The 22318-nt window shown below is 45.3% G+C and carries 20 protein-coding genes and 2 pseudogenes; 15 read left to right on the top strand and 7 right to left on the bottom strand.

Features of this window, described 5'->3' with window-relative positions:
- Positions 1 to 477: 477 nt before the first annotated feature.
- From HF974_15260 to HF974_15240, 5 genes and pseudogenes are all read left to right on the top strand, one after another.
- A pseudogene (locus tag HF974_15260) lies at positions 478 to 1374 on the top strand (DUF3387 domain-containing protein).
- 504 nt (positions 1375 to 1878) lie between these two features.
- Complete coding sequence (locus tag HF974_15255; protein ID MBC2699655.1) at positions 1879 to 2025, top strand: DUF1699 family protein; 147 nt, start codon at positions 1879 to 1881, stop codon at positions 2023 to 2025.
- 133 nt (positions 2026 to 2158) lie between these two features.
- Positions 2159 to 3934 carry a zinc-binding dehydrogenase gene (locus tag HF974_15250; GenBank protein ID MBC2699654.1) on the top strand — a complete coding sequence of 592 codons (1776 nt, stop codon included), beginning with the start codon at positions 2159 to 2161 and terminating at the stop codon, positions 3932 to 3934.
- Positions 3935 to 3990: 56 nt separating this feature from the next.
- Positions 3991 to 5004 carry an NAD(P)-dependent alcohol dehydrogenase gene (locus tag HF974_15245; protein ID MBC2699653.1) on the top strand — a complete coding sequence of 338 codons (1014 nt, stop codon included), beginning with the start codon at positions 3991 to 3993 and terminating at the stop codon, positions 5002 to 5004.
- Positions 5005 to 5471: 467 nt separating this feature from the next.
- Positions 5472 to 5984, top strand: coding sequence for a C_GCAxxG_C_C family protein (locus tag HF974_15240; GenBank protein MBC2699652.1), 513 nt, complete (start codon positions 5472 to 5474; stop codon positions 5982 to 5984).
- Positions 5985 to 6174: 190 nt separating this feature from the next.
- On the opposite strand, the gene HF974_15235 is transcribed toward HF974_15240, so the two are convergent.
- Both HF974_15235 and HF974_15230 read right to left on the bottom strand, forming a co-directional pair.
- Positions 6175 to 6432, bottom strand: coding sequence for a type II toxin-antitoxin system RelE/ParE family toxin (locus HF974_15235; GenBank protein ID MBC2699651.1), 258 nt, complete (start codon positions 6430 to 6432; stop codon positions 6175 to 6177).
- Positions 6432 to 6650 (bottom strand): hypothetical protein, encoded by a 219-nt coding sequence (locus HF974_15230; protein ID MBC2699650.1) that lies wholly within the window; start codon positions 6648 to 6650, stop codon positions 6432 to 6434. The genes HF974_15235 and HF974_15230 overlap by 1 nt, the downstream gene beginning before the upstream one ends.
- A gap of 310 nt (positions 6651 to 6960) precedes the next feature.
- Between HF974_15230 and HF974_15225 the strand changes: the two genes are divergently transcribed.
- From HF974_15225 to HF974_15190, 8 genes and pseudogenes are all read left to right on the top strand, one after another.
- Positions 6961 to 7191, top strand: coding sequence for an Lrp/AsnC family transcriptional regulator (locus HF974_15225; protein ID MBC2699649.1), 231 nt, complete (start codon positions 6961 to 6963; stop codon positions 7189 to 7191).
- Positions 7192 to 7307: 116 nt separating this feature from the next.
- Positions 7308 to 9179: a DNA topoisomerase VI subunit B gene (locus tag HF974_15220; protein ID MBC2699648.1), complete on the top strand. Its 1872-nt coding sequence runs from the start codon at positions 7308 to 7310 to the stop codon at positions 9177 to 9179.
- The gene (locus HF974_15215) at positions 9166 to 10269 is read left to right on the top strand and encodes a DNA topoisomerase IV subunit A (protein ID MBC2699647.1); all 1104 of its coding nucleotides are present in this window, start codon (positions 9166 to 9168) and stop codon (positions 10267 to 10269) included. Before HF974_15220 ends, HF974_15215 begins: the two co-directional genes overlap by 14 nt.
- Before the next feature lie 22 nt (positions 10270 to 10291).
- On the top strand, positions 10292 to 12190 hold the full coding sequence (gyrB, locus tag HF974_15210; protein MBC2699646.1) for a DNA topoisomerase (ATP-hydrolyzing) subunit B: 1899 nt from the start codon (positions 10292 to 10294) through the stop codon (positions 12188 to 12190).
- Between the two features lie 37 nt (positions 12191 to 12227).
- The gene (gyrA, locus tag HF974_15205; GenBank protein ID MBC2699645.1) at positions 12228 to 14696 is read left to right on the top strand and encodes a DNA gyrase subunit A; all 2469 of its coding nucleotides are present in this window, start codon (positions 12228 to 12230) and stop codon (positions 14694 to 14696) included.
- Between the two features lie 71 nt (positions 14697 to 14767).
- The gene (locus tag HF974_15200; GenBank protein ID MBC2699644.1) at positions 14768 to 15508 is read left to right on the top strand and encodes a segregation/condensation protein A; all 741 of its coding nucleotides are present in this window, start codon (positions 14768 to 14770) and stop codon (positions 15506 to 15508) included.
- Positions 15505 to 16587 (top strand): annotated as a pseudogene (scpB, locus tag HF974_15195) (SMC-Scp complex subunit ScpB). The gene HF974_15200 and the pseudogene scpB overlap by 4 nt, the downstream one beginning before the upstream one ends.
- Positions 16588 to 16790: 203 nt before the next feature.
- Complete coding sequence (locus HF974_15190; protein ID MBC2699643.1) at positions 16791 to 18200, top strand: NAD(P)/FAD-dependent oxidoreductase; 1410 nt, start codon at positions 16791 to 16793, stop codon at positions 18198 to 18200.
- Between the two features lie 3 nt (positions 18201 to 18203).
- Here HF974_15190 and HF974_15185 read toward each other — a convergent pair whose 3' ends face one another.
- Positions 18204 to 18548, bottom strand: coding sequence for a hypothetical protein (locus tag HF974_15185; protein MBC2699642.1), 345 nt, complete (start codon positions 18546 to 18548; stop codon positions 18204 to 18206).
- 94 nt (positions 18549 to 18642) lie between these two features.
- On the opposite strand from HF974_15185, the gene HF974_15180 reads away from it, so the two are divergent.
- Both HF974_15180 and HF974_15175 read left to right on the top strand, forming a co-directional pair.
- Positions 18643 to 19248 carry a methyltransferase domain-containing protein gene (locus HF974_15180; protein MBC2699641.1) on the top strand — a complete coding sequence of 202 codons (606 nt, stop codon included), beginning with the start codon at positions 18643 to 18645 and terminating at the stop codon, positions 19246 to 19248.
- A 147-nt stretch (positions 19249 to 19395) separates the two neighbouring features.
- The gene (locus HF974_15175; protein ID MBC2699640.1) at positions 19396 to 19644 is read left to right on the top strand and encodes a hypothetical protein; all 249 of its coding nucleotides are present in this window, start codon (positions 19396 to 19398) and stop codon (positions 19642 to 19644) included.
- Between the two features lie 455 nt (positions 19645 to 20099).
- On the opposite strand, the gene HF974_15170 is transcribed toward HF974_15175, so the two are convergent.
- The 4 genes from HF974_15170 to HF974_15155 all read right to left on the bottom strand — a co-directional run bounded on the left by HF974_15170 (position 20100) and on the right by HF974_15155 (position 22300).
- The gene (locus tag HF974_15170; protein MBC2699639.1) at positions 20100 to 20357 is read right to left on the bottom strand and encodes a type II toxin-antitoxin system RelE/ParE family toxin; all 258 of its coding nucleotides are present in this window, start codon (positions 20355 to 20357) and stop codon (positions 20100 to 20102) included.
- A gap of 2 nt (positions 20358 to 20359) precedes the next feature.
- Positions 20360 to 20650, bottom strand: coding sequence for a hypothetical protein (locus HF974_15165; protein ID MBC2699638.1), 291 nt, complete (start codon positions 20648 to 20650; stop codon positions 20360 to 20362).
- Positions 20651 to 20806 (bottom strand): hypothetical protein, encoded by a 156-nt coding sequence (locus HF974_15160; GenBank protein MBC2699637.1) that lies wholly within the window; start codon positions 20804 to 20806, stop codon positions 20651 to 20653.
- A 432-nt stretch (positions 20807 to 21238) separates the two neighbouring features.
- Positions 21239 to 22300 (bottom strand): pyruvate formate lyase-activating protein, encoded by a 1062-nt coding sequence (locus tag HF974_15155; protein MBC2699636.1) that lies wholly within the window; start codon positions 22298 to 22300, stop codon positions 21239 to 21241.
- Positions 22301 to 22318: the final 18 nt, after the last annotated feature.

The following is a 22318-nucleotide window of genomic DNA, read 5'->3' as shown; positions in this document are numbered from 1 at the left end:
GTGAAATGCAGTTGAATGCCAAAAATCAAAATTTGTGTGAAATATTATATACAAATGTGAGAATTTGTGGATTCATGGGGGTTTTGGGACAGCCTGTAGGACACGGATTAAGTGTACAGAATTGATACCGAAATGAATTCGACATGTTTTAAGATGTCATTTATCATTCAATGCAAGCTGTTTTTGACAAAATGTCTCTGTCATGAAAAATATGGATTGTTGACAACGTTGTTCGAATCAATTTTTCAGCTTGACGGGAATGCTTTTGTTGACAGCGAAAAGATGGTTATTGAACTGATGATGAATTCAAAAAAAAAACGGAGTTGATGAGAAAACTTAATAAAGGTCTTTGTATTATATATGTTGAATGTCCATGATATGGTTGGGTAAGCTGTCGGTTTAAGGTGTAAATGGGTTGAGTGGTAAAGTTTAAGTTGGCAGAGATTTTTAAAACACCCGAAACTCATGTATAACCAATATTTTACAGCAGACACTTCAACAAAGCTATCGATAATACTCGCTGCACAAGAGCATATACTTGGCCTTGAAGATGGTAAAAAACGATATATTGATGAAGTAACTGCTCTTTCACAGGCCTTCTCAATAGCTATTCCGCACGAAAATGCAATGGACGTGAAAGATGAAGTATCATTTTTCCAGGCGGTTAAAGCGAGATTGGTAAAGTTTGACAGTACCGGCACAGGTAAAACTGACGAGGAACTGGAAACAACGATCAGGCAAGTAATTGATAAGGCTCTTGTATTGGATCAAGTGATAGATATTTTCGATGCAGCGGGTATCAAAAAACCAGATATATCTATACTTTCGGAAGATTTTCTTTTAGAAGTCCAGGGTATGGAACACAAAAATATCGCTCTTGAAGTTTTAAAGAAGTTACTCAATGATGAGATAAAAGCAAGGGTCAAAAAGAATCTGGTGGAAGGTAGAACATTGATGGAAATGCTTGAGGATTCAATCAAGAGATATCACAATAAGGTGATAACTGCAGCAGAAGTAATTGAAGAATTAATTGAACTCAGCAAAGAAATTAAAAGAATAGATAAAGAACCAAAAGAAATGGGTTTATCAGAATATGAATATGCTTTCTATACAGCAATAGCTGATAATGAAAGTGCCAGGGAATTGATGCAAAAAGATACACTTCGGGAATTAGCAGTTGTTCTATTTGAGAAAGTCAAACAGAATGCGTCAATAGACTGGACAATAAAAGAAAACGTCAGGGCAAAATTAAGAGTAATTGTAAAACGGACATTGAGACAATATGGTTACCCTCCTGATATGCAGGCACTTGCGACAGAAACAGTGCTTAAACAGGCAGAACTGATTGCAGATGAAATGACAAAAGGGCAATGATAAGATAACGACAGGCACTTTTTAACGGTCCCCCTCTCACTGCGCCCCCTGTCAAATCCCTCCACCAGCTCCATTTTGAAATCCCAGGTATCCTGATTACAGTTGGGCTCTGGCTGCCCTGTATTGAAGTGACATTGTATCCCATTTTCGTGATATTGGCAAGTCCGGTGGGACTCTGACAGCTTGGTCTTGGGATCTGGTTGACCATTAAGGGTACTAAGTGAGAAAAGCACCAAGCGCCTGCCAGCCCCCTCACAACATGGGCGGTCGGAGCTGATCGGGAGGGGATGCGGGAAGGGTAAAGGCAAACAGTGTAGCCAATCCCCAATACAGTTTACGATCTAGGATGGTTGTAATTAGACTGGCAGCGGCTTTTCTCGCTAGTTCTTCACTTCATCCATTATTGTTACAAATATTGGCTTCAAAATTGAGATTACACGGAATTAAATACCAAACGTGACTATTTATCGAAAGATTTAAATATCAAATGACGCGTATATGGAAATGAAAATAAGAATTGTAAGTTCAAGAAATGAATTAGAAACATTAGAAGAAAATGAAAAATTAATCCATCTGGCTTCCAGACTGTCTAATAAAGATTTTTTTAAGTTAGTTCAGGGTTGCAAACAATTACAGGGGACTTACCTATGACATATTATTCCAATATCACGAATGGTGGTGAAAAATTGAATTCGGATAATTATATCCCCTGACTTTAGGGTGCAACTATTGTGCTAAACTATTCTAAAAATGACCGAAACAAAACAACCTTGGAGAAATACTTATGAAAGCTATTGTATGCACAAAATACGGACCACCGGATGTTCTTCAGCTCAAAGAGGTGGAAAAACCTACTCCCAAGGACAATGAAATACTGGTAAAAGTACACGCGACAACCGTTTCAGCAGGGGACGTGAGAATGCGAAGTTTCACAGTCCCTTTCTGGGAATGGCTCCCCGCGCGAATATATTTAGGTCTTAGAAAACCAAAGAGAGCTATACTAGGGATGCAGCTAGCCGGGGAAATTGAAGCAGTAGGTAAAGATGTAAAGCTGTTCAAGAAAGGTGACCAAGTTTTTGCATCTTGCGGTTTGGATTTTGGCGCTCATGCCGAATACAAATGTCTGCCTGAAGAAGGGGTGGTGGCAATAAAACCGGCCAACATGACCTATGAGGAAGCTGCCGCCGTTCCTACCGGGGGAATTGGGGCATTGCAGGTTCTTAGAAAAGGAAATATCCAGAGCGGACAAAAAGTTTTAATCTATGGAGCTTCTGGGAGTGTAGGTACTTTTGCGGTGCAGCTTGCCAAGCACTTTGGGGCAGAAATTACCGGGGTATGCAGTACCACCAATTTAGAGTTCGTGAAATCTCTGGGAGCCGATAACGTAATTGATTACACCAAAGAGGATTTTACCCAAAGCGGAGAGCTTTATGGTTGCATCTTTGATGCCGTTGGAAAACTCTCGAAATCAAAGTGCAAGAAAGCACTAATTCCGAACGGGACATTCGTGTCAATTCATAAGGTGACATATAAGGAAAGTGCCGAAGATTTAATTTTCCTCAAAGAGCTTATTGAGGCGGGAAAGATAAAACCGGTCATAGATAGACGCTATCCTTTGGAACGAATTGCCGAGGCTCACAGGTATGTTGAAAAAGGACACAAAAAGGGAAATGTAGTCATAACTTTGAAACATAATAATAAAATCCAACGAATTGAAGAAATCATTACGAAAGTGATTAAAAGAGACACCAAAAAAGTATTTCTAAAAAAAGGCCCTTGCTCTAGCGCATTCTTTTATATATTAAACCGTGAATTCGGTTATCTAAAAGAAACTGAGGAGCGTGCCGCGGATCCATTATGTGGTGGAATATTGCAACAAGGATATCAATGCGGAATGCTTTGGGGATCTGCATTGGCTGTGGGGGCGGAATCCTTTCGTAGGCACGATAATCACGATCAAGCCATCGGTATAGCCATAACGGCAACGGGGCACCTTATGGAATCATTTTCAAAAAGGGCTAAAAGCGTCAATTGTAGGGATATAACTGGTTGTGATTTTTCAAGCAAAATCAGTATGGCGAAATACTTTCTCTTTGGTAAAGTCATATCCTGCCTTAAACTCGCGGAAAAATGGGCTCCGGAAGCGATCCAATCAGCAACTGAAGGATTATCCTACGAACAAACGGATTTAACTCAACTGCCAATAAGTTGCGCTTCTGAAGTCGCTAAAAAAATGGGAGTTAGTGATGAAGAAATGGTTATGGTTGCCGGATTTGCTGGAGGTCTTGGTTTGAGCGGCAATGCTTGTGGCGCACTGAGCGCCGCTATATGGATAGACACACTTGACTGGTGTAGAAAACATCCTGGAAAATCTTCAAATCCTAATCCAAACGCGACAAATACATTAAAAGCATTCTATGAAGTGACCGATTCTGAAATTCTATGTCATAAAATATGTGGACAGTGTTTTAAGACAATAGACGATCATATTGAATTTATAAAAAACAGTGGCTGCAATAAACTGATTAATGTACTCGCGGACACGAATTCTCTTCAATAGACTATTGTTCTCTGATCAGGTTACTGAAATAATAAAATAAATTAGGAGGAGTACTTATGAAAGCGATTGTATATACAAAATACGGATCACCCGATGTTCTTCAGCTCAAAGAGGTAGAAAAACCTACTCCCAAGGATAATGAAATACTGATAAGTGTATATGCGACGCCAGTAAATTACGGGGATATTACAGCTCGAAATTTTAGCAATATCTCTCCCAGCGAGTTCAATATGCCTATGCTCCTCTGGCTCCCCGCACGAATGTCATTTGGTCTCAGAAAACCAAAAAACCCTATACTGGGGAGCGAGTTAGCCGGGGAAATTGAAGCGATAGGCAAAGGTGTAAAAAAATTTCGGAGAGGAGACCAAGTTTTTGCATATCGTGGTATGAGCATGGGTGCCAATGCCGAGTATCTATGTATGCCTGAAGATGGGATGGTGGGGATCAAACCGGCCAATATGACCTATGAGGAAGCCGCTTGCGTTCCTTACGGGGGAATAATGGCGTTAAGCCTCCTTAGAAAAGTAAATATTCAGAGCGGACAAAAGGTCCTTATCAATGGAGCTTCCGGAGGGATAGGGTCACTCGCAGTGCAGCTTGCCAAGTATTATGGAGCAGAAGTTACCGGGGTATGCAGTACCCCGAGATTAGAATTGGTGAAATCTCTGGGAGCTGATAAAGTAATCGATTATACCAAGGAGGATTTTACCAAGAACGGTGAGAAATATAATCTAATTTTTGACATATTAGGCAGGAGTTCATTCTCACGTTGTAAAGGCTCGCTAACGCAGAACGGACGTTATCTTTTAGCCAGCTTTAAGATGAGAAAACTTATTCAAATGTTAGGGACTTCGATTATAGGCAGCAAGAAAGTAATATGTGCGTTGGCAAGCGAAAAGTCTGAAGATCTAATTTTCCTCAAAGAGCTTGTTGAGGCGGGGAAGATAATATCGGTCATAGATCGATGCTATCCGCTGGAACAGACTGCTGAGGCTCACAGGTATGTCGAAAAAGGACACAAAAAGGGAAATGTAGTCATAACTTTGGAACATAATAAAAAGAAATGGTGAAAAAAATGAATTCAAACAAAAAGACCGCTCAACAAGACACCAAAAAAGTATTTCGAAAATTAGGTACTTGCTCTCGCACATTCTTTTATATATTAAACCGCGAATTCGGTTATCCACTAGAAACTGAGGAGCGTGCTGCGGACCCATTAGCGGGTGGATTAATGAAAGAAGGATATCAATGCGGAATGCTTTGGGGGGTCTGCATTGGCTGTAGGAGCGGAATCCTTTCGTAGGAGCAATGACCGCGGTCAAGCCATCGGTATTGCCATAACGGCAACGTGGCACCTTATGGAATCATTTTCAAATAGGGCAAAAAGCGTCAACTGTTCGGACATAACTGGTTGTGATTTTTCAAGCAAATTTAGTCTGGTGAAATACTTTTTATCTGGTAGATTTATATCCTGCTTTAAACTTGCGGAAAAATGAGACCGTTACATTAAATGTTAGTATTATCAAACTAACCGCAGATGAACGCGGATACGCTGCCTGAAAATCTGTGTTCATCTGTGTTTATCTGTGGTTTAATTAGATTCACCAACACAAATTGTAACGGTCTCGGAAAAAGGACTCCGGAAGCGATCCAATCAGCAACTGAAGGATTATCCAACGAACAAACTGATCTACCTCAACTGCCTATAAGTTGCGCTTCTGAAGTCGCCAAAAAAATGGGAGCTAGTGATGAAGAAATGGTTATGGTTGCCGGATTTGCCGGAGGTCTTGGTTTGAGCGGTAATGCTTGTGGCGCGCTGAGTGCTACGATATGGATGAACACTCTCGCTTGGTGTAGAAAACATCCTGAGAAATCCGCAAATCTTAATCCAAACGCGACAAACACATTAAAAGCATTCTATGGTGCGACCGATTCTGAAATTCTATGTCATAAAATATGTGGACAGTGTTTTAAGACAATAGACGATCATACGGAATTTATAAAAAACGGTGGCTGCGATAAACTGATTAATGTACTCGCGCGATTATAATTATTATTAATCAAAAAGGAAGGATACCCCAGTGAAAGCGATTGTATACACAAAATACGGACCACCGGATGTTCTTCAGCTCAAAGAGGCGGTCCAGTAATTCAAAATCCAACGGAAAAGGAGACGAATTGGAGATTTAAATTGTGCAGTCCAAATTCATGTGCGCATTTTTACAAAAGTGACGGTTCAATTATTTTATATAGACATTCTTTCGATGACCTACATTAAGAATAAGCATTCGAAGCATGTCATTCTGTATATTAAAAATGAAACGATAATCACCAATGCGTAGTCGAAAATAAGGATCTCCTACCATTTTTGTTACGTCAGAATGATATGGATTTTCGCTAAGTTCTGAAACTTTTTTGAAAATTCGTTTTGCAACGGTTTTATCTAATTTTTTAAGTTTCTTTGCTGCTGATTCTGACCATATTATTTGAAATATCATCAGAATCCCATTTCTTCAGCAAGCTTTTCATGTGTAATGTATTTGCCGCTCTTGATCTCATTTATTGCGGATTCAATCTCTTTTTTTGTTTCATCATTGAGTTCGTGAACGTCCTCAATGAGTCGCTCTAAAACATCGTTATAAGTCTCTCTTTCAAAGAGTTTCATTTGCGTTAATGTCGATTTGGTATCTTCTTTTATTTGGATTGTTGTAACCATGATTGTATTTTTTTCTTCCAATATATTTATAAATTACTATAGTCCTCTATAAGATAGTATAGCAGATTTTTCTTATAAGCTTTGTAGCACCGGAATTGAACACTGTATAGTCCTGAAAAGAGTTCAATGCGAAATAATTACGGGACTATACAAGCTTGCAATAAATAATGGAATGGGATATCTCCAGATGATAATCTGTAAAAAAATAGCCTCTCCACACATTAAACAATACATTTAAAACACATTAAAACTATTAGTCATCAGTAGAAAATCGCATGACGATACCAACTAAAAAGGATGGTGACAATATATGGTAATAGGTGTGATAATGGTCAATGTTGTACCAGGCCAGGAGAAGGCTGCATACAACCAACTTATGAATGTCAATGGCATCAAGGAAATATACCACGTGTTCGGTGAATATGATTTTATAGTCATCAGCGAAGTAGAAGGCTTGAGTACATTGAACAAACTGGTAGATACAATACGTGAGAGCGAGAACGTCACCGCCACCCAGACAGTCGTAGGCGCAGAACTTTGATGCATATCGTTTTTCAGTAAAATATAATAAATAAATAATTTAATATTTAATAACTGCCATACTGTAGGTCATTTAAAGATGGATGTCAATTTTTCATTTACAGAGGGGATGAATTAGTGGCAGTACCAATAGCTGAAGAGCTTGCAAAAAAACAACGTGCCATAAGTATCGCAGAATTTTTTGAAAAGAACAGGCAGATACTGGGTTTTGATTCCGCACCCCGCAGCCTGCTAACCGCAGTCAAGGAAGGTGTGGACAATTCCCTTGACGCATGCGAAGAAGCAGGGATACTGCCTGACATCATGGTCAGCATAGAAGATGCTGGCGGCGATAATGTTGCAATTATAATAGAGGACAATGGTCCTGGCATAGTCAAGGAGCAAATACCCAGTACATTTGCCAAGCTCCTGTACGGCTCCCGCTTCCATGCCATCAAGCAGAGCAGGGGACAGCAGGGTATAGGCATATCAGCCGCAGTCCTGTACAGCCAGCTCACCACAGGTAAGCCCACACGCATCATATCCAAGATAGACCGGGACAAACCTGCCCATTATTATGAACTTGTCATAAATACCAGCACCAACGAGCCAGAGATACTTGAGGATAAAGTTGTGGACTGGGACAGACCCAGAGGCACCCGTGTTGAGATGGAGATGAAAGCTTCATACGTCAAGGGACGACGGCAGAGCGTGCTGGAATATTTAAAAAGTACAGCCATCGTCAACACCCATGCCAGGCTTACCCTGGTGGAACCGGACGGCAATACGATCATATTCGAGCGTGCAGTGGACACCCTGCCCGAACCGGCAAAGGAGATCCTGCCCCACCCAGAGGGAATCGAACTGGGCACGCTTATCAAGATGCTGCGCTACACCGACAGGCAGAAACTCGCCCCATTTTTAAGATACAGCTTTTCCCGGATCGGCCTCCTGACCGCAGAGGAAATATGCAAAGCTGCCCATCTTGACCCTGAAACCGATCCCCGGTCCATTGAACTGGAAGATGCAAAAAAACTCCTGGATGCCTTTACGAAAGTCAAGATCATGGCACCACCCACTGACTGTCTGTCCCCCATCACCGAGTCACTCATCTACAAGGGGCTTGAAAAAGAGTTCAGCGTGGATTTTATAGCTACTGTCAGCCGGTCAGCGTCGGTGCACACAGGCCATCCCTTCCTGGTAGAGGCAGGCATTTCCTATGGCGGCAGCCTTGGGAAAGAGGACAGGGTACACATATTAAGATTTGCCAACCGGGTGCCTCTGCTCTACCAGCAGGGCGGCTGTGCCATCACCCATGCAGTCGAGAACATCAGGTGGAAGAACTACTCCCTGAACCAGCCCGGCGGCGGTCTTCCCACAGGTCCTGCCGTGTTCGTAGTGCATGTCGCCTCCACTCATATACCATTCACTTCAGAGAGCAAGGATGCTGTGGCAGACGTCCCAGAGATCATGAACGAGGTCGAACTGGCACTAAAGGACGTGGCCCGCAAGCTCAAGACCTTCCTGTCAAAACAGCAGCATCTGTCCAAGCGCAGGGAAAAAGAAGAGATCATAAAGAAAATACTGCCCAGAATAGCTGACAAGGTATCCACAATACTAGACAGGCCAACCCCTGATATTACCCCGGTAGTGGCAAAGGTCATGGGCAACCTGCTGGTGTATCGCAGTATCTCACACAACGGGGACGGGGTGCAGGTGAATATCACTGTAAAGAACTACAGCAGCGCTTCAATGGCATTTAAACTGCACGATACACACAAGTATCCGGTAAGGGATGCAGATCCTGAACCAAAGGTCATATCACTGGGTAATGATAGCGATCATATCTGGAGACTTGACGTAAAACCTGGAAGCAGCATGAACATCAGGTACAACATGCCTTTCGTATCAGATGAAGAGGCCACCTCACTCCCAGACCTTATCGTGGAAGGTGTAGATGAAGGAATGGTCAACGGCGCCAAAGCCGTAAGGGGATATGTGGATGAATAACCTGCGAGAGGAACGGGATAAACTGGCAAAGGAGGCCCTGCTGGGTATAGTGGGATCATTTTACAAGCAGTTTGAGGACCAGGCAGTACCCAATATCGTGCTGCCTACACGTACCAAGGCCAACATCGAGTATAATAATAACAGCGAAGTCTGGGTGTACGGCAACAGCACAAGCACGCGCAGTGCCAAAACAGTCAAGGGTGCAAACCAGATATTGAAAATGTCCTATACTTCAGAGATGCTCATAAAAGAGCACCTGGAGAACAACAGGGGTTCTACACTGAGGGAGCTGTATTACATTTCAGAGAACTGGGACATAGCCAAGTTCAGGGAACAGCCGGAAAGCGACCGCATGATAGAAGATTTGGAGATCATCACCGCAATGCAGAGGGAGGATTTCCACATGAGGCCCGAAGAGGACGGTGCCACCATGTTCGGGTCTATCAGGCTCAAGGAGACCACAAAGCGGGGCGAGCGCATCATCCACTGCCGGGACGATGTGGGTGAGGGCGGCTACCAGATACCCTTCAATGTTGACAATATCGAGTTCCTTGACCACGATGCCAAATTTGTGGTAGCCATTGAGACCGGCGGTATGATGGCCAGGCTTATCGAGAACGGGTTTGATGAAGATTATAATGCCGTACTGGTGCACCTTAAAGGGCAGCCTGCCCGAAGCACACGACGCATCCTGAAACGGCTTAGTGAGGAACTGGGCCTGTCTGTACTGGTATTCACTGATGGCGACCCCTGGAGTTACAGGATATTTGCCAGCGTTGCATACGGTGCCATCAAGAGCGCACACCTGTCCGAGTACCTGGCTGCTCCGGCAGCGCAGTTCATAGGCGTGCAGCCAAGTGACATAGTTGATTACGATCTGTCCACTGACAAGCTTACAGAACAGGATATAAAGGCACTGCGAAGCGAACTGTCAGACCCAAGGTTCGATTCCGAATACTGGAAGACCCAGATAAAACTCCAGCTTGATATCGGCAAGAAGGCAGAACAGCAGGCTTTTGCAGGCAAGGGCCTGGATTTCGTGACCCAGCGGTACCTACCCGACCGGCTAACCGAAATGGGTATAATTTGAATAATTTTTCCGGAGAACATTGATGAGCGATAAGAAATATGATGCAGGTAAGATACAGGTTTTAGAAGGGCTGGAGGCGGTGCGCAAGCGCCCCAGTATGTATATCGGGAGTACGGATTACCGGGGGCTTCACCACTTGGTATATGAAGTGGTGGATAATAGTATTGATGAAGCTCTGGCTGGATACTGCACAAACATCGATGTCACCATTAACAGGGATAATTCCGTGACCGTACAGGATGACGGCAGGGGCATCCCTGTGGATATACATGAGAAATACAACAAATCAGCCCTTGAAGTTGTCATGACAATGCTTCACGCAGGGGGCAAGTTTGATACCGAGTCGTACAAGGTATCTGGCGGCCTGCATGGTGTGGGCGTGTCAGTGGTCAATGCCCTGTCCGAGTGGATGGAGGCCGAGGTGTACCGCAATGGCAATATCTATTTCCAGAGGTACCAGCGCGGCAAGTCCATGAAAGATGTTGAGGTACGGGGTACTTCAGAACTGACAGGCACAAAAATGACCTTCAAGCCCGATTACGAGGTATTCGAGGTTGTTGACATAAGTTTTGAGACCATCTCCAAACGCCTGCGCGAAATGGCATTCCTGAACAGGGGCGTCAAGATCAAGATCAAAGATGAGCGCACCGGGGACGAGAAATTGTTCCATTACGAAGGCGGTATCGTGGCTTTTGTGGAGCACCTGAACAAGAATAAGACCACATTGCACCAGCCGCCCATATATTTCCAGAAATCCCGCAACAATACACAGGTAGAGATCGCAATCCAGTATAATGACAGTTATACAGAGACCGTGTTCACTTTTGCCAATAATATCAACACCCATGAGGGGGGTACGCATCTTAGCGGTTTCAAGGCGGCCCTGACCAGGACAGCCAATGATTATGCAAAAGAGCATGGTCTGGTCAAGGGTGCGGCCAAGCTTTCGGGTGAGGATATACGGGAAGGGCTGACAGCCATTATCAGTGTCAAGTTAACCAATCCCCAGTTCGAGGGGCAGACCAAGACCAAGCTGGGCAACAGCGAGGTCAAGGGTATTGTGGAGACCCTGGTGGGGGAGGGGCTGGGTGAGTTCCTGGAAGAGCATCCAAAGGAAGCAGAGAATATCATCAGCAAATCGGTGCTGGCAGCCCAGGCCAGGGAGGCAGCACGCAAGGCCCGCGAACTGACCAGGCGCAAAAGCGCCCTTGAGATATCCTCATTGCCAGGTAAACTGGCCGACTGCAGCGAAAAGGATGCATCAAAGTGTGAACTCTACCTTGTAGAGGGCGACAGTGCAGGCGGTTCTGCCAAGCAGGGCAGAAGCCGTAATTTCCAGGCCATACTGCCCTTGCGAGGTAAGATTATCAACGTCCAGAAGGCCAGGCTGAACAAGATACTCAATAACCTTGAGATACGTGCTCTTATAACTGCTATAGGCACTGGCCTGGGCGATGATTTTGATATCGGGAAGGCCAGGTACCACAAGATAATCATTATGACAGATGCCGATGTGGACGGTGCCCACATCAGGACACTGCTGCTTACTTTTTTCTACCAGTACATGCGCCCGCTTATAGAGATAGGATATGTGTACATAGCACAGCCGCCCCTGTACCGTATAAAGAAGGGGAAGGCCACACATTATGTTTACAACGATGCCCAGCTTGAAGAGAAAATGGAAGAGTTGGGCGGCAGCCATGGGGTCGGAATCCAGCGTTTCAAGGGTTTGGGTGAGATGAATCCGGACCAGTTGTGGGATACTACCATGGACCCGGATACCAGGACACTGGTACAGGTCGCTCTTGAGAATGCCATGGAAGCGGATGAGATATTCACTATACTTATGGGTGATAAGGTTGAGCCAAGGCGTTTGTTCATCGAGCAGCATGCCAGGGAGGTGAAGAACCTTGACATCTGAATACCAGGATGAGCGGGAGGATATAGAAGAACCCGGCATGGAAGAAGAGGTCAACGGCGAAGAGGAGCCTACTGAGAATATTGTCCCCGTTAATATCGAGGACGAGATGAAGACCTCGTATATCGATTATTCCATGAGCGTTATCGTGGGACGGGCACTGCCTGACGTGCGCGACGGCCTGAAACCCGTACACCGCCGCATCCTGTATGGTATGCAGGACCAGGGCATGACCCATGACAAGCCATACAAGAAATCTGCAAGGATAGTGGGTGATGTCATGGGTAAGTACCACCCCCACGGCGACGCTGCCATCTACGACACTATGGTGAGGCTGGCCCAGGATTTCAATATGCGATATACCCTGGCCGACGGCCAGGGGAACTTTGGTTCCATTGACGGTGATGCCGCGGCTGCCATGCGTTATACCGAGGTGCGCATGGACCGCATCACTGAAGAAATGCTTGCCGATATCGACAAGGGTACAGTGGACTTTGTGCCCAACTATGACGGCAGCATGAAAGAACCGGTGGTACTGCCGTCAAAATTCCCAAATTTGCTTATTAACGGCAGTACAGGTATTGCCGTGGGTATGGCTACCAACATGCCGCCCCACAATATCTCAGAGATCATAGATGCCGTGACCATGACCATTGACAACCCTGACGTTGAGCTCCAGGAACTGATGGGTGTTGTCAAGGGTCCGGATTTCCCGACAGGTGCTTACATCTTCGGCAGCTCAGGCTTCCACAGTGCATATAAGACCGGGCGAGGTATCGTAAAAATACGTGCAAAGACCTCTGTAGAGGAGCATAAGAACAAGGAGAGCATCATCATCGATGAGATGCCCTACCAGGTGAACAAGGCCAGGCTTATAGAGTCCATAGCAGCACTTGTCAGGGATAAGAAGATATCAGGCATCTCAGATTTGCGGGACGAGTCAGATAAAGACGGCATCAGGGTCGTGATGGAACTAAGCCGCGGCACCAATGCTGATGTAGTGCTGAACCAGTTATTCAAACATACCCAGATGGAATCCACCTTTGGTATCATCAACCTGGCACTGGTGGACGGCCAGCCCCAGGTGCTCACCCTAAAGCAGCTTATCCAGCATTTCATAGACCACCGCGTGGAGGTCGTCTCCCTCCGCAGCCAGTTCGAACTTGAAAAGGCCAAAAAGCGTGCACATATACTTGAGGGGCTCCAGATAGCGCTGGACCATATCGACCAGGTCATAGCCTTGATCCGTGCAAGCAAGACCGTGGAAGAAGCCCGAAACGGGCTTATGGCTAATTTTGAACTTAGTGAAGAGCAGGCAAAAGCCATCCTTGATATGAGGCTGCAAAAACTCACAGGTCTCGAGCGGGAAAAGATAGACAATGAGCATAAGGAGTTGATGGAAACCATCAAATGGCTGCTTGAGTTGCTGGCAAACCGTAATAAGATACTTAATGTCATAAAAGAGGAGTTAACCTCCATAAGGGACAAATACGGGGACGTCAGGCGCACCCAGATAATTGAAGGCGGCGTGGACCTGGAAGATGAGGACCTGATACCTGTGGAGGATGTGGTAGTTACTATCTCCAACAGCGGGTATATCAAGCGTATGCCTGTGGATACATACAGGCAGCAAAGGCGGGGCGGCAGGGGTGTCATAGGCATGGACACCAAGGAAGCCGATTTCGTGGAGGACCTGTTTTTAGCCTCAACTCATGATTACATCCTGTTCTTCACAGATACGGGCCGGGTTTACTGGAAAAAGGTCTATGAGATACCTGATGCATCCAGGCAGAGCCGTGGCAAGGCTATAATCAATCTCATTGAGGTGGACAGCGGGGAGAGGATCACTGCCCAGATACCTGTTAAGACATTTGAAAGCGGCCAGTACATCATCAAGGCCACCAGGTTCGGAGTAGTCAAGAAGACAGAACTGTCTGCTTTCAGGAACCCCAGGCGGGGCGGAATAATAGCCATTACCCTTGATGAAGGTGATGAACTTGAGAAAGTTAAGCTTACTGACGGCACCAAGGACATTATCATCGGCAGCCGTCATGGTAAAGCCATACGTTTCTCTGAGACTGATGTGCGGCCTACCGGAAGGGGGGGCCGTGGCGTTAGAGGCATCAGGCTTGTGGGTGATGACTACGTGGTAGGAATGGACATCGTAAGTGACGATGCTACCCTGCTTACGATCACTGAGAACGGTTTTGGTAAGCGTACCAGATTTGATGAATACAGGAAATTGAACCGGGCGGGCCAGGGTGTAATAACCATCATTTCCAGTATCCGCAACGGTCTTGTCGTGGATGTTAAGGCCATTAATGAATCGGATGAACTGATGATAACAACATCGGACGGTATCATCATCAGGGTGCCTGTGTCTGATATTAGGGTCCAGGGACGAAATACTCAGGGTGTCAAGATAATGAATGTCAAACCCGGAGATAAAGTAATGGCAGTGGCCAGGGTCGTTGGCGAGGATAGCGGAATTGGAAAAGATAATATATAATAACAACGTAAATATATTACAATATTATAAGAATTTTACAAAAATTCTGGAATTCAGAGGGGATGAACTGAATGGAAGAATTAGTCGAGATACCGTTTATTTATGATTATTTACCAGTGGGTTCGGATGCACAGGATATTTATGAAGAGCCTGTTGAGATACTGGTGAACCTTGTCCGTGAAGGGGAGATAAACCCCTGGAACATTGATATAGTAGAAATAACTGATAAGTTCCTGCACCATATTGAAGAACTGGAGCGTATGGATCTAAGGATATCAGGCAGGACACTCCATTATGCAGCTATCCTGCTGCGCATGAAGTCCAATATCCTGGTGGATGAACCTGTTATTGAGGATGATTCATGGGTCGATGATCTGGACTTTTTTGATGTGAACGATTATCCTGTACCCAAACCACCTGTGAGGCGCCATTCCCAGCGCTCGGTCACACTGGATGAACTGATACTTGAGCTGGAGAAAGCAGAAGTGGTCGAACGGCGAAAGACCATCCGTGAAAAAGCGAGGGAAACCATTGAACTGGCCCGGCCGACCACAGAACAGGTACTGGGTATCGCCCATGAGGAGGATATCGAAGGCAGGTTGGATTCAATGAGGGAAACACTTAGCAACATCCTGGAAGACAGGACATATATCGCGCTTAGTGAACTGCTGTCCGGGGACCGTTCAAATAAACTGATGACCTATATATCACTACTGTTCCTTGCAACAAATAAGGAGATATGGCTTGAACAGGAAGAACTATTCGGTGAGTTATATATCAGGTATCCTGATTCACCGGGGGTATGTTCATAGGGGACCGTGAGATAATTGAGGCTGCATTATTCGCTGCCGGCGGACCGGTAGATCTTGCCACATTAAAGGAACTGGTAAGTAAAAAGAAAAAAACCCGTGCTATTGTACTCTCACTCATACAGGAATACAAAGAGCGGCAATCAGGACTGGATATCATTGAGGTGGAAGGCAAGTACGTTATGCAGGTCAAACCTGAATGTGCAGACCAGGTAAGGAGTGTGGCTCCGAAGGAACTGCCATCCCCTGTACTCAGGACTCTTTCCATGATAGCCTACCACCAGCCACTGCTCCAGAGCGACCTGGTAGAGAAACGCGGCAATGCCACCTATGACCATGTAAAGGAACTGGAGGCCAGGGGACTGATAAGCAGGAGCCCGGAGGGGAGAAGCCGGATACTTACGACCACACAGGGATTTGCCGAATATTTCGGGCTAAGATCCAGTGATCCTGAGTATATTAAGCAGAAGATTATCGAGCTGGTATCCGAGCAAGGGCAGACCGGGCTTGACAAGTGGCTGGGTGTGAAGCCCACCGTAGGTGTTACAATGGGATATTTGTCCCTAATGTTCTTGCTGGGTATTGATAATTTCAAGGTTGTGGAGCCGTATAAACCCACAGACAAAGAGATCCTGCGAATAAAAGACGTGGGCAAGCTGGTAATCTCAAAGGGGTACGGGGAGAAGGTTGCCGAATACTTTAATGGAGAGATTATAGAGGTGCAGGCTGTTACTTTCGATGACCTGCTTGAGACTATAGAAAAACTCTCACTTCTTGGTAATAAGGACAAGGTAAAAGCAGCAGTTGAAAAGGTAAGCGAATTAAAGGAACAATATTTATCCAAGACCCCTGGCATTACTACCAGGGTGAAGCCTGCTACTGATATGGTGGCCCGGCTCATCACCGATATGAAGCTCAATGTATCTTCCGGCGGGCTGCTGATAGCCCCTGATTATGGATTATCGAGTGAGGGAGTAGACGTATCATCAGGTGCGGATATACTGGTGCCCTCACACCAGAATGCCGCAGATGATATTGTTAAGCGTGTATGCCAGCGCTATGATGCAATTATTAACGGGATTGCCAGCGGAACTGCTAACGAAACTACTGACGGGATTGCTAACGGGACTGCTAACGGGACTGCTAACGGGACTGCTAACGGGACTGACAACGGGACTGACAACGGGACTGGCAACGGGACTGGCAACGGGATTGCTAACGAGACTGACAATAGGATTGCCAAAAAAGATTTTAAGGTCTGATCATTATTATTACTGGATACAATATGGCTGATCATGATGTGATTGTAGTGGGCGGTGGTATTAGCGGCCTGATGTCTGCTATGACGCTTTCAAAACATGGGAAAAAGGTACTTGTCCTGGAAAAACGTAGTTATGTGGGTGGAAACTGCAATAGTTACGATGTAAATGGATTCCAGGTAGACACGGGTGTCCATGCGATAACCCACCTGCGGGTCGGGCCGTTGCGCCGTCTTATTGATACATATTTCGATTATACCCCCATGTTCCTTGATCACGGGGCTTATCACGTCAGGACTCCAAATAGATTGTCAAAGATACCGTCCAACTTAAAGGAGTTTGCCACATTCGATGTCCTGCCAAAAATGGACAGGTTGCTGCTCAGCCAGTCCATTACAAAGGCTTTTACCCAGTCCACGCTTGGGTCTGACCTTAGCAACCAGTCAGTATATGATTACCTGCCTGGTGGGCTTTCAGAGGATTCACTGGATTTTATCAATGCTATGTGTTACTCATTGTCTGGTAAATCCATGTATGAGACCTCAGTACATAGGGTGCTGACAGGCAGTGGTTATATGCGGGATAGTGTGCCTGAGAAATTCCTTGAGGATGAAGATCTCGCCAAATCCTATATGGCCTTACTTGCAAATCATCTTACTATGAGCCAGTTGAAAGGACACCTATCGATCCTGAGCAGGCTTGGCAATAATGATATTGGGTATTCCCAGGCATATCCGCGCAAGGGTCTCAAGGCGTTTTTGAATGCAGTTTTATTTTCCATGAATGATTCTGTTCAAATAAAGACTTCATCCAGGGTGACAGGAATAAATACCACACAAGGGGTTGTGAAAGAAGTGGTCACCCCTGAAGGGACTTATCAGGCTGATGTTGTGGTTTTTACAGGCTTTGCAAAGGACCTGCCTGCGTTGACGGATAATCTGCCACCATCATATATACAGGATATTGGCAGGATAGTGCAGACCCATAGTATGACAATATGGCTGGGTCTTGATACAAAGTTACCTGAGTTCGACTACACTGGCTCAGAAGTATGGTTCAAGCGCAGGGCTTTCTGGGCCATGCCAATTAGCAACTACGACAAGTCACTGGCACCTCCGGGCAAGCAGCTTGTCGGGTTCACTTTCATTGTTGACGAATCCATACCACTGGCAAAGGACAGGAAGCGGATGTATAATACCATACTGACTGCACTGCCTGGTATCGAGGACCATATCGATATGACCCACTACCAGTATACTATTCCCGAAAAAGCTGCTGTGACCATTAATGGCTACTTTGCAGATACCAGGACTCCTGTCACGAACCTGTATCTTGCAGGTACTGATACTGATAGCAGGAGTATGGGTATTACCAGGGCCGGTTATTCGGTTCTGGGATTATTGAAGGTCTTGCGTGAGGACCATCATATTGAATAAATGTCAGTTCTTTTTCTTCCTGTCCTGCATGTATTCTGAAAAACCTGAATTAAGCAGTACCAGAATTCCTGAAACGAATGTGATGAATCCAAACTCACTTGGGTATATTAATTCGCCTTTCACTATCAACAGGACTCCTGTATGCAGTATGATAAGACCAACAATAAACGTAGATATCTGGGGCCTGCCTGCGACGATGCCATAGTACAGCAGGGTGGCAGTCAATGTCCCAACACCGAAATAGATGAACGAAGAACCATCCTGGCCATCCAGTGATATTATTATACCTGCTAACAGGAAAAGAGTACCTAAAGCTGCCAGTCTGTTTTTTTTATTTTTGAACCTCATTTTACCATCCTGCCTTTTACTATAGTATTGTATTAATAATTATGTGGGATATTAACAGTAAGAAGAAACAGTAAGAAGAAACAGGAAGAAGAACATGGAAAAAGTTAACAGTCATGGTTTTTTTAAGTTCCTGGCACCTATTTACGATATCGGGGCAAGGATTGCAATGATGGGGCAGTATGACAGGTTGAGGAACCAGTTACTTGGAAAGATCGAGATAAAAAAAGGTAGGCGTGTACTGGATATGGCCTCGGGTACGGGATATCTGGCTGAGCGGCTGGGCGTGGTTGACCTTGTATGTACTGATATTTCCATTGAGATGATTAGACGTGCCAGGGCCAAGTCGAAAGGGGATTTTGTGCTTGCCGATGCCCACAGGCTACCCTTCAAGGATGGGGTTTTCGATACTGCAGTCTCAAGTTTTGCCATGCATGAGGTGGCACAGCCTTCTGATGTGATGGGTGAGATGTTCAGGGTACTGGGGCCGGGTGGAGAGATTGCGGTTATGGATGTGGTGCGGCAAACCAGGTTCTCAAAGAGGGTACTGCTGGAGATGTTCCATACTTTTGTTGAGATGCGGACAGCTACTTATGTTGATATATCAGAGTTGAAGGATGCTTTTAAGGCTGCTGATGGATTCAATGTGCAGTGGGAGATGTTTGACCTGGTGGCGCTGGTGTGGGGTAAGAAGAGGGGTTGACTATTTTTTTTCAAAAAGTAATCTTGCCACTACTTGAATAAGAGATTAGCTTTCTTGGTAGTGTAAAGGAAATGTCTCGCGACCATTTCCCTCATAAAATCGCATGTATGGATTTCCTGTTAGATCGGGCTTCTATTTGTAACGCGAATGTCGCCAACCACCAAGCCCACCTCTGGTTTGCCTACGCTTTGGGCTGCGGCTGCCGATACCGGGGAACTTTGCACGATACTTCACAGTGCCGCACTGCTCGTTATCTTCGATGGGGAGCAGACCCGGGCTGGGGGATTTTCGCCAGCAGTGGGACATGATTTTTTTTTCGATGTCCTGTTTCTTTGTCTTTCTCTTTTATGCTTCAAGGCACGCCAGTCACCGACCCCGGATTTCGCTACACTCTAATCTGGAGCATCAAGCTGATGCTTGGCGGGTATATCTTAATCCTCCATAATCTGGTCCGGACCGAACAGTCACCAAAGAAAGAAACAGAACCCAGGCAGGATACTGCTGCCGCCAAAACCAGGTAAGCAATAACCTGGGAGGACGTGGGAGACGAATTTAAGCAGGCAGTTTACGACCTGTTCCCCCTCCTACGCAGTTCAATAAAGAAATAGATGGACTAAAGCAGCGGTGTCACAAAGGCTTCCTGCCCGCATATATGCCGCGCCCTTAATATTTCGTAAAATGCTTTATCATGTTCCCGGCATCTTGGCCATGTCGTAAAACACCTTTCGATATGCAGGTTTTGTGAGATACAGCCACGGTATCCTGTACATTGCCCTAATGCACAATCCTTCGCGCAACTTGCCTTTACGCCGCCGCAAGGTCACTATCAGATGAATGGGATAAACATACATTCATCTTTTGTAGATTTTATCGTGATGGTCAAAATCAATAAAATAGACAATACCATCATCCAGTTTATAGGTAAGAACAAAACTCTTCAGGATATGAACTCTTCTTATCCCCTTATCCAGATTCTTTAATGGCTTGAAACGTTCAGGAAAAGAGAGTATCTCAGAAATCTTACTTTCAAGAACCCCCTTTAATATTGGATTCTTTTTACATGCCTTATTGATCTTTCTCTTACAATTTTCCTCAATAAAGCATTCCATTCTCAGTCCTCAAACAGCTCATCAAGGGATCCCACTTTAATAAATCTGCCTTTTTCGGCCTCCTTCAATCTTTTAATAAATTCGTCCTTCAGCGGAAGTTCATCAACCGGATGCCAGTCTATCTTTTCGCAGAATTCCCAGTCTTCATCTGTCAATCCTCCGCTTTTAAGATATCTTTCAAATATATCTTTTTTAAGAACTTCTTCCCTGGCAACTTCAGACCAGTTGACCCATGGAAACAGACCAATTTCATTTTTCACATGGTCAGGTACAGTCAATACCACATTTACCATTCACAACGCACCTCTGGTTTTAAGTTCTTCGAACTTTTTTAACTCATCCAGACGTTTCAGTATCCCTGCTTTCATTACTTCGTTCCAGTTAATTTCAGGGAATTCTTTTTTAATTCTGTTGAATCTGTCAGGCATTGATACTGTGATTGTGGGCATGAGATCACCTTAATTGCTTATATTGTAGGATATTTGGACACATAAAGATTTGCATTCACAGATATCTGCAAATACACAGATTGAAAAAGATCATTATCCAAAACAAATGGGACGGCAGCAGAAGTCCCTTCCCATCCAGGTATGACTTGAGAATATTATTTATCTTCAATGCAGTCTTCTTGATATCTGCCAGTTCCTCCTTGTGGCAAGACCCAGCGCCGCCGCAATATCCTCATTCAGCATGGGGTCATGGCGGGCATCATCCTTGTAGTCCATTATCTTGTAAAACAGATAGAGAACGATCCAAAAATAGATGACGAGTGAAATCAGTGTAATCTGTGAAATCTATGTCTATATTTATTTTGCATTTTACCATACTTTTTGAAATAGATACAAAAAAGGGTTGGTCTGCCTCATCATTCTTTATTTCTTTTACTCATCATTTGCAACAATGGTCTTTTCCATATTCTTCCCAAACATTTCTACAAGCCCGAAACATCCGGTAAGCATCATATCTCCGTGAGGTGCTGCAAATTCCACATCAAGCGCCGAATCTTCCATGATCTGGCGGTTGGGACCTGTCACTATCACTGATTCGATGTTTAAGAACCCCACGGCCTGCTGGATATAACAACCATGCCCACCATCGTTGAAAATGTCATCGAAACCAAGTTCTCCATCACATAACCGCCTGATAAGTCCATCAATCTTTTGTGCATCCACATACCGGGTGTGATGCTCGAACAATGCCAGCATCCTGTTCCCGGCCACCACGGCAGCCAGGGTATGCCCGTTGCCTATGTTCACTACAGCTACCGGGTCGCCGGATTTGCCTGCCAGCGCCCCGCAAATGGCAGCAGGCCCCGTATCCATGAGCAGTACATTATTCCCGGGCTGTTTCAAGGTCTCTATGACTGCCTGCATCCTGGAAAGGTGAGGGGGCACCTTATTCAAATGGGCGAAGCGCTCCAGTTCACCGCCTTGCTTTAGCAGCTCCCTGAAATGCCGGAACCTGAACACGCGATTGCTCATGTCAGGAGCTTCACCGTGGTCCTGGACCGCCACTGCGAAGTCCCTGGGCAGTTGTGTCTCGAACAGCTCCAGTGCTGTGCCAAGGGCATGGGTATCCACATCGCACATTTCGATCTGCTCTGCCCCCCCGGGTACAGACTCCTCCTCGCCCACCAGCGTCACACCCATTTGCGTCACTTTCTCCAGGTTATCGTGCAGGGTCAGGGCAGCATCCGGCCGGGCATAAACTTTCAACCCCGTCTTGATATGTTCACGTATGGCCTTGCCCGATGGACCGCCGCCCATGGTAGTACCAGTGAGGAAGATATCATGCCCTGCGCCTGTGGCATGGCTGATACGCTGTGCAATTATCCGGGTCTGGGAGGGGAGCACCATCTTGATATTATTCTCAATATGCTGTGCATCGTCATACAGCAGTATGTCCTGTGTACCCATTCCTACGTCAATAGCTATTATCTGCATAGAATAGATTAGTTCATA

The sequence above is a fragment of the ANME-2 cluster archaeon genome, assembly GCA_014237145.1.
In the GTDB taxonomy this organism is placed as follows: Archaea; Halobacteriota; Methanosarcinia; order Methanosarcinales; family Methanocomedenaceae; genus Methanocomedens_A.
This window is presented reverse-complemented; position numbering and strand designations above follow the sequence as displayed.

Coding starts and splice junctions, on each gene's coding strand:
- HF974_15160 (MBC2699637.1), bottom strand. CDS start 20,806: ATGCCCACAATCACAGTATCAATGCCTGACAGATTCAACAGAATTAAA.
- HF974_15155 (MBC2699636.1), bottom strand. CDS start 22,300: ATGCAGATAATAGCTATTGACGTAGGAATGGGTACACAGGACATACTG.
- gyrA (MBC2699645.1), top strand. CDS start 12,228: ATGGAAGAAGAGGTCAACGGCGAAGAGGAGCCTACTGAGAATATTGTC.
- HF974_15240 (MBC2699652.1), top strand. CDS start 5,472: ATGAACGCGGATACGCTGCCTGAAAATCTGTGTTCATCTGTGTTTATC.
- HF974_15180 (MBC2699641.1), top strand. CDS start 18,643: ATGGAAAAAGTTAACAGTCATGGTTTTTTTAAGTTCCTGGCACCTATT.
- HF974_15175 (MBC2699640.1), top strand. CDS start 19,396: ATGTCGCCAACCACCAAGCCCACCTCTGGTTTGCCTACGCTTTGGGCT.
- HF974_15250 (MBC2699654.1), top strand. CDS start 2,159: ATGAAAGCTATTGTATGCACAAAATACGGACCACCGGATGTTCTTCAG.
- HF974_15185 (MBC2699642.1), bottom strand. CDS start 18,548: ATGAGGTTCAAAAATAAAAAAAACAGACTGGCAGCTTTAGGTACTCTT.
- HF974_15255 (MBC2699655.1), top strand. CDS start 1,879: ATGAAAATAAGAATTGTAAGTTCAAGAAATGAATTAGAAACATTAGAA.
- HF974_15235 (MBC2699651.1), bottom strand. CDS start 6,432: ATGATATTTCAAATAATATGGTCAGAATCAGCAGCAAAGAAACTTAAA.
- HF974_15165 (MBC2699638.1), bottom strand. CDS start 20,650: ATGGTAAATGTGGTATTGACTGTACCTGACCATGTGAAAAATGAAATT.
- HF974_15200 (MBC2699644.1), top strand. CDS start 14,768: ATGGAAGAATTAGTCGAGATACCGTTTATTTATGATTATTTACCAGTG.
- HF974_15230 (MBC2699650.1), bottom strand. CDS start 6,650: ATGGTTACAACAATCCAAATAAAAGAAGATACCAAATCGACATTAACG.
- HF974_15190 (MBC2699643.1), top strand. CDS start 16,791: ATGGCTGATCATGATGTGATTGTAGTGGGCGGTGGTATTAGCGGCCTG.
- HF974_15215 (MBC2699647.1), top strand. CDS start 9,166: ATGTGGATGAATAACCTGCGAGAGGAACGGGATAAACTGGCAAAGGAG.
- gyrB (MBC2699646.1), top strand. CDS start 10,292: ATGAGCGATAAGAAATATGATGCAGGTAAGATACAGGTTTTAGAAGGG.
- HF974_15225 (MBC2699649.1), top strand. CDS start 6,961: ATGGTAATAGGTGTGATAATGGTCAATGTTGTACCAGGCCAGGAGAAG.
- HF974_15245 (MBC2699653.1), top strand. CDS start 3,991: ATGAAAGCGATTGTATATACAAAATACGGATCACCCGATGTTCTTCAG.
- HF974_15170 (MBC2699639.1), bottom strand. CDS start 20,357: ATGGAATGCTTTATTGAGGAAAATTGTAAGAGAAAGATCAATAAGGCA.